The 13,643-nt window shown below is 42.0% G+C and carries 11 protein-coding genes; 6 read left to right on the top strand and 5 right to left on the bottom strand.

The window, feature by feature from the left end; genetic code table 11:
- Positions 1 to 319 precede the first annotated feature (319 nt).
- Both tuf and tpiA read left to right on the top strand, forming a co-directional pair.
- A complete protein-coding gene (tuf, locus tag E5S68_RS04755; RefSeq protein WP_135782561.1) occupies positions 320 to 1,516 on the top strand; it encodes an elongation factor Tu in 1,197 nt (398 codons plus the stop codon).
- Positions 1,517 to 1,705: 189 nt separating this feature from the next.
- On the top strand, positions 1,706 to 2,464 hold the full coding sequence (tpiA, locus tag E5S68_RS04750; protein ID WP_135782560.1) for a triose-phosphate isomerase: 759 nt from the start codon (positions 1,706 to 1,708) through the stop codon (positions 2,462 to 2,464).
- A 231-nt stretch (positions 2,465 to 2,695) separates the two neighbouring features.
- Here the strand turns inward: tpiA and E5S68_RS04740 are convergent, their stop codons facing one another.
- The 4 genes from E5S68_RS04740 to E5S68_RS04725 are packed head-to-tail and all read right to left on the bottom strand — an operon-like array spanning position 2,696 to position 7,263.
- Entirely contained in the window at positions 2,696 to 3,931 is a 1,236-nt protein-coding gene (locus E5S68_RS04740; RefSeq protein WP_135782559.1) for an aminoacyltransferase, read from the bottom strand.
- A gap of 8 nt (positions 3,932 to 3,939) precedes the next feature.
- Complete coding sequence (locus tag E5S68_RS04735; RefSeq protein ID WP_135782558.1) at positions 3,940 to 5,154, bottom strand: aminoacyltransferase; 1,215 nt, start codon at positions 5,152 to 5,154, stop codon at positions 3,940 to 3,942.
- Positions 5,154 to 5,963, bottom strand: coding sequence for a sugar-phosphatase (gene yidA / locus E5S68_RS04730; protein WP_135782557.1), 810 nt, complete (start codon positions 5,961 to 5,963; stop codon positions 5,154 to 5,156). Before yidA ends, E5S68_RS04735 begins: the two co-directional genes overlap by 1 nt.
- Positions 5,953 to 7,263: an HD domain-containing protein gene (locus tag E5S68_RS04725; RefSeq protein WP_135782556.1), complete on the bottom strand. Its 1,311-nt coding sequence runs from the start codon at positions 7,261 to 7,263 to the stop codon at positions 5,953 to 5,955. The genes yidA and E5S68_RS04725 overlap by 11 nt, the downstream gene beginning before the upstream one ends.
- 110 nt (positions 7,264 to 7,373) lie before the next feature.
- Between E5S68_RS04725 and E5S68_RS04720 the strand changes: the two genes are divergently transcribed.
- The 3 genes from E5S68_RS04720 to E5S68_RS04710 all read left to right on the top strand — a co-directional run bounded on the left by E5S68_RS04720 (position 7,374) and on the right by E5S68_RS04710 (position 11,424).
- Positions 7,374 to 7,757: a YwiB family protein gene (locus E5S68_RS04720; protein ID WP_135782555.1), complete on the top strand. Its 384-nt coding sequence runs from the start codon at positions 7,374 to 7,376 to the stop codon at positions 7,755 to 7,757.
- Between the two features lie 193 nt (positions 7,758 to 7,950).
- On the top strand, positions 7,951 to 10,635 hold the full coding sequence (locus E5S68_RS04715) for a calcium-translocating P-type ATPase, PMCA-type (protein WP_135782554.1): 2,685 nt from the start codon (positions 7,951 to 7,953) through the stop codon (positions 10,633 to 10,635).
- A gap of 120 nt (positions 10,636 to 10,755) precedes the next feature.
- Complete coding sequence (locus E5S68_RS04710; RefSeq protein WP_135782553.1) at positions 10,756 to 11,424, top strand: MIP/aquaporin family protein; 669 nt, start codon at positions 10,756 to 10,758, stop codon at positions 11,422 to 11,424.
- A gap of 55 nt (positions 11,425 to 11,479) precedes the next feature.
- On the opposite strand, the gene E5S68_RS04705 is transcribed toward E5S68_RS04710, so the two are convergent.
- Positions 11,480 to 12,337, bottom strand: a complete 858-nt coding sequence (locus E5S68_RS04705; RefSeq protein WP_135782552.1) for a metallophosphoesterase — start codon at positions 12,335 to 12,337, stop codon at positions 11,480 to 11,482.
- 197 nt (positions 12,338 to 12,534) lie between these two features.
- Here E5S68_RS04705 and prfB point away from each other — a divergent pair.
- Positions 12,535 to 13,630, top strand: a protein-coding gene (gene prfB / locus E5S68_RS04700) for a peptide chain release factor 2 (RefSeq protein ID WP_129821903.1) whose coding sequence is annotated in 2 segments (ribosomal slippage) — positions 12,535 to 12,606 and positions 12,608 to 13,630 — 1,095 coding nt in all. Because the reading frame shifts where the segments join, the coding sequence is not laid out codon by codon here.
- The last annotated feature ends 13 nt before the right edge of the window (positions 13,631 to 13,643 follow it).

Below are 13,643 nucleotides of genomic sequence, written 5' to 3'. Positions count from 1 at the left end.
TTCTATACTTTTTTAAAGATTCAAAGCCATCTCATGGCTTTGGATCTTTTTAGCTTACTAGAAACATTGGCTCTGAGAAAGGTCCTACACAGATGAACGAATAAATAATCAAAATTGAATGCTTTTTTAGGCAGGAAAAATACGTGGTTCAAGGATCAAACTGATATTTAATAAAAATCTTTGAAGTAAAAAAGAAATAAGAAAAAAGCTAGTAAAACACTTGCAATTTAGTCGAAATTTGATAAAATAGTAAGGAAAGTTAGACTGTATTGCCTACTGTCTATCTATAAAATATATTTTATTGGAGGCTTTTACTCAAATGGCAAAAGAAAAATACGATCGTAGTAAACCACACGTTAACATTGGTACTATCGGACACGTTGACCACGGTAAAACTACCCTAACTGCAGCTATCACAACTGTTTTGGCACGTCGCTTGCCTTCATCAGTTAACCAACCTAAAGACTATGCGTCTATCGATGCTGCTCCAGAAGAACGCGAACGCGGTATCACCATCAACACTGCACACGTTGAGTATGAAACTGAAAAACGTCACTACGCTCACATCGATGCGCCAGGACACGCGGACTACGTTAAAAACATGATCACTGGTGCTGCCCAAATGGACGGAGCTATCCTTGTAGTAGCTTCTACAGATGGACCAATGCCACAAACTCGTGAGCACATCCTTCTTTCACGTCAGGTTGGTGTTAAACACTTGATCGTCTTCATGAACAAAGTTGACTTGGTTGACGATGAAGAATTGCTTGAATTGGTTGAAATGGAAATCCGTGACCTTCTTTCAGAATACGATTTCCCAGGTGATGACCTTCCAGTTATCCAAGGTTCAGCTCTTAAAGCTCTTGAAGGTGACTCTAAATACGAAGACATCATCATGGACTTGATGAACACTGTTGATGAGTACATCCCAGAACCAGAACGCGATACTGACAAACCATTGCTTCTTCCAGTCGAAGACGTATTCTCAATCACTGGACGTGGTACTGTAGCATCAGGACGTATCGACCGTGGTATCGTTAAAGTCAACGACGAAATCGAAATCGTTGGTATTAAAGAAGAAATCCAAAAAGCGGTTGTTACTGGTGTTGAAATGTTCCGTAAACAACTTGACGAAGGTCTTGCAGGGGACAACGTTGGTGTGCTTCTTCGTGGTATCCAACGTGATGAAATTGAACGTGGACAAGTTATTGCTAAACCAGGTTCAATCAACCCACACACTAAATTTAAAGGTGAAGTTTATATCCTTACTAAAGAGGAAGGTGGACGTCATACTCCATTCTTCAACAACTACCGTCCACAGTTCTACTTCCGTACAACTGACGTAACTGGATCTATTGAACTTCCTGCTGGAACTGAAATGGTAATGCCTGGTGATAACGTGACTATCGACGTTGAGTTGATTCACCCAATCGCCGTTGAAAAAGGTACTACATTCTCTATCCGTGAAGGTGGACGTACTGTTGGTTCAGGTATGGTTACTGAAATCGAAGCTTAATTCGATCTAGTTCCCAGATTAACAATTATAAAGACAGACAGAAAACCCCGTGAAGACGGGGTTTTTTCTTATTTATTAAAGAGAAGTTCAGAAATTAGAAAATGAAAATAGAAGCTTGTGTAAACTTTCATTATTTTGAAAATTGTGATAAAATAGGTAATATCAATAAAGAAAAACGAGGTGTGTGAAATGTCACGTAAACCATTTATTGCTGGTAACTGGAAAATGAACAAAAACCCAGAGGAAGCAAAAGCATTTGTTGAAGCAGTAGCATCAAAACTTCCATCAGCTGAACTTGTTGAAGCTGGGATTGCAGCTCCTGCTCTTGATTTAACTACTGTTCTTGCAGCAGCAAAAGGAACAAATCTTAAAGTTGCAGCTCAAAACTGCTACTTTGAAAATGCAGGTGCCTTCACTGGTGAAACTAGCCCACAAGTTTTGAAAGAAATCGGTACTGACTATGTGGTAATTGGTCACTCAGAACGTCGTGACTACTTCCATGAAACAGATGAAGATATTAACAAGAAGGCAAAAGCAATCTTTGCCAATGGTTTGCTTCCAATCATCTGTTGTGGTGAGTCCCTAGAAACTTATGAAGCTGGTAAAGCGGCAGAATTCGTAGGTGCTCAAGTTTCAGCTGCTTTGGCTGGTTTGACTGCTGAGCAAGTGGCTGCATCTGTCATCGCTTATGAGCCAATTTGGGCGATCGGTACAGGTAAATCAGCTTCACAAGACGACGCACAAAAAATGTGTAAAGTGGTTCGTGACGTTGTTGCTGCTGACTTCGGTCAAGAAGTGGCTGACAAAGTACGTGTTCAATACGGTGGTTCAGTGAAACCTGAAAACGTTGCTGAATACATGGCTTGTCCAGACGTTGATGGAGCTCTTGTTGGTGGTGCATCCCTTGATCCAGAAAGCTTCTTGGCATTGTTGAACTTCGTAAACTAATGCAGAACAAAAAAGGCGAGAGACTTCTCGTCTTTTTTCTGTCTTAAAAGAGAGTAGGACAGAAATCGGTAATTCGTTAGAATTCGATTTCGTTGTCCAACCTCCGCACAGTTGAGTAGGGCTGTAAAAGTGGATGAAATCAGCGTATATAGCCCACTCAACCACTGCGTCTTGCTCGACAATCCAAAGACAATTGAGAGGCTAGGACTTTTGTCCCAGCCTCTTTGTTTGTTATGAGCGTCCTAAGAGTCGTTTAATCAAGGACAAGGCTTTAAATTTCAGAGGATTTGGATAATAGCGGAAGGTTCCCATCTTACGGACGATATAGCCGTTGAAGTTTTGTTTGAAACGAAGAACACCGTCTGATCCGTCAAAGAGTCCGGTGATGCCCAAGAAATTATAGTGGTAAATACCACGGTGTAGAGATTCCTTCATGACATGTTCTTGTAGAAGGGTTGGCGCATAAAATTTATTAAATTCAGGATAAGAGCCACTAAAGAGGTAGGTTGTTTCCTGAGGAAAGTAGAGGAAAAGACTTCCAGCAAGGACCACATCCTGATCTCCATAGCGTTTGATAAAGTCATGAGCCTCAGTTTTTCGAGTTTCAAAGGTTTCAAATTGGCTTGACAATTCGCGTAATTGATTTTGTTTCTTTTCAGATTGAGGCTGAGCCAGGAGCTCTTTTTCTAATCTTGTTATTTTGAACTGTAATTTTTCTTGGTCTTGATCAAGATGACGGAGGTAATCTTGAAAATTGAGGGTTGCAATCATAAATTCAGCTTGCTCACCAAAGCTATCATAGAGATCTTGATAATAGTCTAGACTTTTATCACTGTATTCTCTTCGATCAGAAGTAGCAGAAGTGATTTCCTTAAAGATGCTTAGTTCATCTCGGTTTAACTTTTTTAATTGAATGCCGAAAGTGTTGGCTTTTTTGACGAGGGGTTTTCCTTTTTTACTGAAGGAAGATAGAAGGGTTTGAGGTGTGAGCCCTGACAAGTCCTTGACATAGTGCCAATCAGGCTCTCCACCAGGATATCCCGTTTGCAAACCGTCAAAGGAATAGCCAATATGGGCCAATTCGTTAATATAGTCTTGACGAGCCTCTGAACGTGGATTCCCATCACTATCGAAGGTTTGATAAGTGTCGTAGGGCTTGATAATTAATTCAAGCGCCCCTTGATTCTTAGCATAATCTTGCAAAGACTGATAGAAGTCCTGAAGATGAGAACGATCAGTAATAACAGGACCGCAATTAACTTCCAAGTGAAGGCCCCCCGTCATAGGCATTGAATACAGGAGGGCAGAGATGGTAATTTGAGTTCCTGTTTTCCAACCGACATACTGGGTCTTAAAACCTCTTTTCTCAAGAAGGCTGGCCATTTCAAGTGTCTGCATAAAGGAACGATAGGAGGCGCTATTAGCATGGCTAGCGAACTCTTCTTTGGTTAGAATAGCGAAAGTCATCGGTTACCTCATTGTTTATTTCTTAATTTTTTTCGTAATTGATAGGCCTTGTTGACGAGGGGATAAAGAAGACTGGTTGGAAGGTTAAACTCACCAACAAACTCTTCAATCATTGGATTAAACTTGGATTTAAAGTGGTAGAGGCCCCCATCCAAATCGTTTTCAATCCCCCCCATATTTTGCCAATCGGCTCCTCTATCAAAGGCATGCTGGGCTGTTTCGTACCAAGTCAAAATGGCTGGTTGATAACGACGAAAATTTTCGTCCATTCCTGCATAGACATTTTCAGAAGTACCCCCATATTCGAGGGTTAAGGTTCCAGATAGAGATACGGTTTCTTTGCCTGCATCCAATGCCTGCTTGAGAAATTGAATTTCTTCCTCCAAGCGTTCTTTTTCTTGGCGGTTGTTGTCAATTTTACCTGGTTTTGTTTTCTCATTAAAGCGACTTACTTCAAGTAGATTCTTTTCTAGTTGGTTTTCTAGTGAAGTGAGGCGCTGGGATAGATTAATTCTTGATAGAGTGATGTATGATTGCCCAGCATAGGTTGTGAGGAGTTTTTCGTAATAGTCTTTGCCACGAAGGTGGATGCCCTTGCGAGCTTCTGTTTTCTTCATCAAAGCAGCAAATTCATCCAAGAGTTCTGGGCCACCAAAGACGACTTCGACCCCTTTGTTTCGAGCAGTACGAATGGCCTGTTTGGTGGATTTAGACAGTTGCTCTTCTGTGAAATATTCTTTATAGATATTCGCTTGGAAGCGTGGTTGAATCGTTTCCCCCATATCTTTGGTCCGCCCAACCCATTCAACTCCGAATTTTTCTAAGAATTGAATAATCGCTACACTGACTTCTTGATCTTCTACTTCTTGGCCGATTAATCCTTTTCTTAGGAAAAGAGAGGGATCAAACTTAGCGAAGACAGCACGCTTACTCTTGGCGAAAGTTTTTATGGATTGGAGCATATAGGCTACTAGGTCCTTGTTTTGGTAGTCCATAATCGGTCCACGTGGAATATAGAGCATGGTAAAACCAAGTGGAAGGGGTTGAATTAAAATACTTGCGACAGCAACGAGCTCTTGATCCTTGTAGACACCTAGACGTTCATTCCCCCAGTTATCTTTGATCTTTGCCCAATCAGAGCTTTGAAGCAGATTGGTTTGAGAGCTCTTTTTCACAAATTCATCATGTTCTTCGGAAGAGATACCGATTTTATAACTATACATTAACGGAGTACCCACTTTCTAAGGGCGTAGGCTACGCCCGAGTCATCGTTGGATCGTGTAATCTTTTTTGCAAAATGTTTTAATTCAGGGCTGGCGTTTTCCATTGCAACTGGAAGACCGGCAACTTCCAACATAGCCTGGTCGTTTTCTTGATCGCCAACTGCCATGACTTGATCTGGACTTAAGTTCAATTTAGAAGCTAATTGTAAGAGGGCAAAGCCTTTATTAACAGTCTTAGGAAGTAACTCCAGATAAAAAGGAGCTGAACGTACTATCGTAAAGCGTTCGTAAAAGTCTGCTGGGATGGCAGGGAGAAGTTCTTCTAATCTCTCTGGCTCATCCACATACATGCATTTGAGAATGGTATGCTGTTCCATCTCTTCAGGAGTGCGATAAAAGAGATCCGACTGAACCAATTTAGCTTCATGGATAGTGTACTTTCCAATGTTGCGGTTGGCTGTATAGATCCCAGTTTTAGTAATCGCATGCATGGGAACTAGTAATTTTCGAGAAAGATATTCAATGTCCAAGTAGTCCTCATAAGATAATTGTTCTTCATAGAGGGTCTCCCCTGTATGCACATCTTGAATCAGTCCACCATTGAATGTAATCACCAAGTCACCTGGTTGATCCAACTGTAGTTCCTTTAATAAATGAAGAACGCCAGAACGAGGACGACCAGTCGCTAAAACGACATGAACACCTTGTGCTTTGGCTTCTTGAATGGCCTCGAAAACTTCAGGTGTCACCCGACCATCAGAGGTCAAGAGAGTTCCATCAATATCGAGGGCAACGAGCTTAATAGTCATGCATCTCTCCTGTAAAGCTATCATTAACAATATAAGACTGGAATCGCTGTAATTGTGGTGCAAATAAACTGTTTTCCAACAACATTTCTTTAGGGAAATAGAAGCGGTTGTCTCCTTGACGACTGCCTGCAAGTGAAGCCACAATAGGAGACAGTAGGGAAAGTTCAGCTAGCTTCCCATCCTTTTGGATAATCTCAATCTGAGTCCTTGGTTTTTCTGAATCTGGTCGATAAATATCGTAAGGGAGATCAAAGTTCCGATGGATGGCTGTGTAATAGTTTGGATCAAAGCCAACCTCTTGAATGAGCTGACTAAGGATTGGTAGTTTATTTTCGTCCTTATCTTGGAAGAGGATAGACTTGAACACCTTACGATTGATAAAGCGTTGAGCCAGGTCCGAAAGAATAGTGTCAGAACTTTCCATCCAGGATTGGAAATAGGTATTCATAACCCCATCATCGAGAGCAAGGTAATCGGATAAAGTAACCTCATGCTCAAAAAAAGGAAGTAGTTTTGGAGAGGTCGCTTGGAAAAATTCCTTTTGTTTCGAATAAAGAAGGCGTGCTCGTTTAAGTAGATTTTGCAAGAGGACTTCCATGGCTCGAGTAGCAGGATGGAAGTAGACCTGCATATACATTTGGTAGCGGGAGACGACATAATCTTCAACCGCGTGCATGCCATTTCTCTGGAAAGCAATTCCATTTGGTATGGGGCGGATAACACGGAGAATGCGAGTTAAATCAAAATTTCCATAAGAAGCTCCAGTAAAGTAGGCATCTCGAAGAAGATAGTCCATCCGATCAACATCAATCTGGCTAGAAATTAACTGTACTACCTGTTTATTAGGATAAGTATGGTCGATAACACTAGCTACCTTTTGAGGGAAGTCGGGAGCAACTTGCACTAATATCTGATAGATTTCTGTCTCTGGACAGGTGATGATGGCCTGGGTCATTTCTTCGTGGTCCGTATCAAATAACCCTTCAAAGGTATGAGAGTAGGCTCCGTGTCCGATATCATGTAAGAGGGCGGCCACCATGGTTAAGAGAGAGTCTTTCGAATCCCAAAGATCAGCATATTTCTCATCAAAGATAGACAGAATGCGACGAGCAATCTCATAGGCTCCAAGACAGTGTGAAAAACGACTATGCTCGCCCCCATGAAAGGTAAACCCTGAGGTCCCCAATTGTTTGATGCGACGTAGTCGTTGAAATTCTTTTGTATTGATTAATTGATATATTACGGGATGATCTACGTGAATATAGTTGTGAACGGGATCGCGAAATACTTTTTCATTCATGTCCCTATTATAGCAGAAATCGCCTTAAATTGGTATTGAGAGATGGTTGTGAAGGGAAAAAGAAGGAAGTTTTTGGTAAAATAAAAGAAAGAAGGAAAGGAACTTATCTTTTGAAAATTAGAATACGAAATCAAATCCGTTTCGGTGATCAAATCGAAGTTGTAGATCAGTTCTATGAGGGAGATTGGAAAGAAAAAGGGGGATTTCAATATCTCCTCTATGTCAATGAAGAGGGAGAAAAAGTGGCTTTAAAGTTTCATGACCGAGAATTGACCATGACCCGCTTCTCTTCTCCAAAATCCATTATGAAATTTATGGCTTCAGAGAAAAGTCAAGCCCTCATTCCGACTCCTATGGGGATGCAGCAGTTTGTTATTAATACAGTCGACTACCTCCTTGAAGAGCAATCTCTCAGCTTGTCTTATCAATTATTAACAGTGGATGGAAGTCAACAGTTTGCGACCTACCGTTTAGAATTGACTTGGGAAGACTAATTTATCTATAGTTTTTCTTGATTTTTTTACGAGTTGTGGTATAATGAAACCACTCAAGGGAGTAGCTGGCGGGAAACCGCGATAGTGTCGTCATTCCGAATTATTTCCGGCACTATATTAAACAGCGAGACTTGTTTTTTTAAAAAACAGGTCTCTTTTTTTGTAAAAAGAGGCCAAAAAGGAGGAGACTATTTTGTCAAAAGAACAAAATAAAGACTTGTTTTACACACAGACCTCAGAAGAAGTCCTAAAGAATTTGGACTCATCTATCGAGGGTTTGTCAACTGCTCAAGCCCAAGAACGCTTAGCGACTTATGGTCGTAATGAGTTGGAAGAGGGAGAGAAACGTAGCCTACTAGCTAAATTCCTTGATCAATTTAAGGATTTGATGATTATCATCTTGCTTGCGGCAGCGGCACTTTCTGTGATTACAGAAGGAATGGACGGTCTAACGGATGCCATGATCATCTTGGCCGTTGTTGTCTTGAATGCTGCCTTTGGGGTTTACCAAGAAGGGCAAGCAGAAGCAGCCATTGAAGCTCTAAAAAATATGTCTAGCCCGATGGCTCGTGTTCGTCGTGATGGTCATGTGATTGAGATTGACTCAAAAGAATTGGTACCTGGTGACATCGTCTTGCTTGAAGCGGGAGATGTCGTGCCTGCAGATATGCGCTTGTTTGAAGCAGCTTCTCTAAAAATAGAAGAAGCAGCTCTTACAGGGGAGTCTGTGCCAGTTGAAAAAGATGTGACAGGACTTGTTGAAGCAGACGCTGGTATCGGGGATCGTGTTAACATGGGTTACCAAAACTCAAACGTAACATACGGTCGTGGTATTGGTGTCGTAACCAACACTGGTATGTACACAGAAGTTGGTAAGATTGCGGATATGTTAGCCAACGCAGACGAAACAGAAACGCCGTTGAAGCAAAGCTTGGAACAATTATCTAAGGCCTTGACTTACTTGATTGTTGTGATTGCCGTTATTACTTTCTTGGTTGGTGTCTTCGTTCGTGGGGAACATCCGTTGGAAGGCTTGATGGTTGCGGTTGCTCTTGCGGTTGCTGCGATTCCAGAAGGTCTCCCTGCCATTGTAACCATCGTTCTCTCTTTGGGAACGACAACCCTTGCTAAACGCAATTCAATCGTTCGTAAACTACCAGCGGTTGAAACTCTTGGTTCAACAGAAATCATCGCATCTGATAAAACAGGTACTTTGACCATGAACCAAATGACGGTTGAAAAAGTATATACAAACGGTCAATTGCAAAGCTCTGCAGCTGATATTGTTGCTAGCAACAATACCCTTCGTATCATGAACTTTGCCAATGACACTAAAGTGGACCCATCTGGCAAGCTGATTGGTGATCCAACGGAGACAGCTCTTGTACAGTTTGGCTTGGACCACAACTTTGACGTTCGTGAAGTCTTGAAGGATGAGCCTCGTGTGGCTGAATTGCCATTTGACTCAGACCGTAAGCTCATGTCTACCATTCATAAGGAAGCTGACGGTTCTTACTTTATCGCTGTCAAGGGGGCACCTGACCAATTGCTCAAACGTGTGACGCGTATTGAAGTCAATGGAGAAGTTCGCCCTATCACAGAAGAAGACAAACAAGCTATCCTTGCTACCAACAAAGACTTGGCCAAACAAGCCCTTCGTGTCTTGATGATGGCTTATAAGACAAGCAACGAAATTCCAACCTTGGAATCTGAAATCGTTGAGTCTGACCTCATCTTCTCAGGTTTGGTCGGCATGATTGACCCTGAGCGTCCAGAAGCAGCTGAAGCTGTTCGTATCGCTAAAGAAGCAGGTATCCGTCCAATCATGATCACGGGTGACCACCAAGATACAGCAGAAGCTATTGCTAAACGTCTTGGAATCATTGATCCAAATGATACCGAAGACCATGTCTTCACTGGAGCTGAGTTGAACGAACTTTCTGATGAAGAATTCCAAAAAGTCTTCAAGCAGTACTCTGTTTACGCTCGTGTATCACCAGAACACAAGGTTCGGATCGTGAAAGCCTGGCAAAAAGAAGGAAAGGTCGTTGCCATGACTGGTGACGGGGTTAATGATGCGCCATCACTTAAGACAGCTGATATCGGTATCGGTATGGGGATTACTGGTACGGAGGTTTCTAAGGGTGCCTCTGACATGGTCCTTGCCGATGATAACTTCGCCACTATTATCGTAGCGGTAGAAGAAGGACGTAAGGTCTTCTCCAATATCCAAAAATCCATCCAATACCTCTTGTCTGCCAATATGGCTGAGGTCTTTACCATCTTCTTTGCAACCCTCTTTGGTTGGGACGTTCTTCAACCAGTGCATCTATTATGGATTAACTTGGTAACGGACACTCTCCCAGCTATCGCTCTTGGCGTTGAACCAGCTGAACCAGGTGTCATGACCCACAAACCTCGTGGACGCAAGTCCAACTTCTTTGACGGTGGGGTCTTTGGAGCTATCCTTTATCAAGGAATCTTCCAAACTATCTTGGTACTTGGCGTTTACGGATGGGCGATTCTCTTCCCAGAGCACCGAGGTCATGCTGAAATTCATGCAGATGCTCTGACTATGGCCTTTGCGACTCTCGGTTTGATCCAATTACTCCATGCTTTTAACGTGAAATCAGTTTACCAATCGATCTTTAAAGTGGGACTTTTCAAGAACAAGACCTTTAACTGGTCTATTCCAGTTGCCTTTATTCTTTTAATGGCGACCATTATGGTACCTGGATTTAACAAGCTATTCCATGTTTCAAATTTGAGTTTGACGCAATGGTTGGTGGTTGCTGTAGGTGCAATTATGATTGTGGTCCTTGTTGAGATTGTCAAAGCTGTTCAACGTGCGCTTGGTAAAGATAAAAACGCGATTTAAGCATAAAAAGTCATCTTCGGATGGCTTTTTTATCTGACAGAAAATGACTAGGCATATTTCTTGAGGCAAGAGTTGATTTTTGATAAACTAGACAACAGTTTTAAGAAAGGAAACTTGATTATGAAAAAGTTTTTTGCTGAAGTAATCGGCACATTTATGCTTGTCTTTATCGGGACTGGCGCTGTTGTTTTTGGAAATGGAACTGAAGGACTTGGGCATTTAGGAATTGCCTTGGCATTCGGTTTGTCAATTGTTGCAGCTGCATACTCTATCGGGACTGTTTCTGGTGCTCACTTGAATCCTGCTGTTTCCATTGCTATGTTTGTCAACAAACGCTTGTCTTCAAAAGACTTGGTCAACTACATTGTAGCGCAAGTAGTAGGAGCTTTCCTTGCAACTGCTTCTGTCTTCTTCCTTTTGTCCAATTCCGGTATGTCAACCGCTAGTCTTGGTGAAAATGCCTTGGCTAAAGGAGTGACTCCATTTGGCGGTTTCTTGTTTGAAGTGATTGCTTCCTTTATCTTTATCTTGGTTATCATGACAGTGACATCAGCTTCAAAAGGAAACGGGAAGATCGCTGGTCTTGTGATCGGTTTGAGCTTGACCTTGATCATTCTTGTTGGTTTGAACATTACAGGTCTTTCTGTTAACCCAGCTCGTAGCTTGGCTCCTGCTCTCTTTGTAGGTGGTGCAGCCCTTCAACAAATTTGGATCTTTATCCTTGCTCCAATCGTTGGTGGTGTCTTTGCAGCCCTTGTTGCAAAGAATCTCCTTGAAACAGAAGCATAAGCAATTTTAACGAAAAAAGATTTCGATTCCCTATGGGGTCGAAATCTTTTTCTTTTTAGCAATCAAGGATGGTTAAAGCCTGACGAAATTCACTTGCTAAATGTTGTCTTTTGTATTGATGAAATTCAGCTAAGTCTTTCACTGCATTGTAGCGTTTATGAAGACGATACATGTGAGGAATCTTGTATTGAGGAAAGTCCTTGAAAAAGTCTTCCGTCAGTTGCCATTCTCGAATATAGCCAAGAGGCCGTATGTGATAGTGGATGCCATCGATGATTCTAGAAGGATGGCGATGATGTAAGTGTCCGAAAACGACATCTGCTACCTCATGCTTCACAAAGAGATTATGAAAAGCCTGACTACCTAAGAAGGCGTTAAATCTCTGAAAGTAGGGGTGGCTAACGAGGAAGTCCTTGTGGGGGACAAAGTGAAGAGCGACGATGATTCTACCATCTAAAGAAGCGAGGAGCTGATCTAATCGGAAGAGAACTTCTTGCGTGATGGTTGGATCATCTAAAGGACGTTCCAATCTTCGATCAAACCAGAAAGTATTCTTGGTACGTAGGTGGGCCTCCTTGCTCTTTTCAGGAACAAAGCTATAATCGTACCATCCAGCAAGAGATACTAAATGGTTATCCCCAAAGGTCTGGACCTGAAAATCGTACTGTTTGATTTCTTCTTCTGAAAGAAATAGCATATCGTGATTGCCCAGGTTAAAGGAGACAGGAAGCTGTCTTTGGAGGTCCTGAATGAAGGGAAGGCTTATCTGTTTAAAGTCATTGGAAATGTCACCAGCTAGATGAAGGTGATCAATCTGTTCTTCTTGTAGGACCTGCAGGAGTTGCATGCGTTCGGCCTCGCCAAACTGATTGGAATCCAGGTGCAGGTCACTCATAAAACCAATACGTGTCATATCACTAGTGTATCATAAGTTGATGAGAAAGAGAAAGGTAACCAACATGTAACAAATCTAACAATTATGTAACAAGGGAGGTGACAACGACCTGGTTTTATGCGATTTTTGTAGGGTAAGCCATTCTTACTATCTCTTACTATGTGCAAATGACGGGGTTTGTGGTATAATAGACTGATACTTAGAAAGAGGTACTTATGGATATTTCAGAAATCCGTCAGAAAATTGACGCGAATCGTGAAAAATTAGCTTCTTTCAGGGGGTCTCTTTGACTTAGAGGGTCTGGAAGAAGAAATTGCCATTTTGGAAAACAAAATGACAGAACCTGATTTTTGGGATGATAATATTGCGGCGCAAAAAACGTCCCAGGAATTAAATGAGTTGAAACAAACCTATGAGAATTTCCATCAAATGACAGACTTGTTTGATGAATCCGAAATCCTTCTTGAGTTTCTCTCAGAAGATGAATCCGTTCACGAAGAGCTAGAAGAGAAGTTGACAGAGTTGGATAAGATGATGACCAGTTATGAGATGACGCTTCTCTTATCAGAACCCTATGATAATAATAATGCAATCTTGGAAATCCATCCGGGATCTGGTGGTACTGAGGCTCAGGACTGGGGAGATATGCTTCTTCGGATGTATACCCGCTTCGGAAATGCTCATGGCTTCAAGGTGGAAGTCTTGGACTACCAGGCAGGAGACGAGGCTGGGATTAAATCCGTTACCTTGTCTTTCGAAGGACCACATGCCTATGGCTTGTTGAAATCTGAAATGGGCGTTCACCGTTTGGTACGGATCTCGCCATTCGACTCAGCTAAACGTCGCCATACATCCTTCACATCAGTTGAAGTCATGCCAGAATTGGATGATACCATTGAAGTGGAAGTCCGAGATGATGATATCAAGATGGATACCTTCCGTTCGGGTGGAGCTGGTGGACAAAATGTCAACAAGGTTTCTACAGGTGTTCGTTTGACTCACATCCCAACAGGGATTGTAGTTGCTTCGACGGTTGACCGGACTCAGTACGGAAACCGTGACCGTGCAATGAAAATGTTGCAGGCGAAACTTTATCAATTGGAGCAAGAAAAGAAGGCAGCTGAAGTGGATTCCTTAAAAGGTGATAAAAAAGAAATCACCTGGGGAAGTCAGATTCGCTCCTACGTCTTTACACCATATACCATGGTGAAGGATCACCGTACAAGCTATGAAGTAGCCCAAGTTGATAAAGTAATGGACGGAGATATTGATGGCTTTATTGATGCCTATTTAAAATGGCGTCTCAATTAAAGTCCTCCTTCTA

Source organism: Streptococcus rubneri, assembly GCF_004785935.1.
GTDB classification, from domain to species: domain Bacteria; phylum Bacillota; class Bacilli; order Lactobacillales; family Streptococcaceae; genus Streptococcus; species Streptococcus rubneri.
This window is presented reverse-complemented; position numbering and strand designations above follow the sequence as displayed.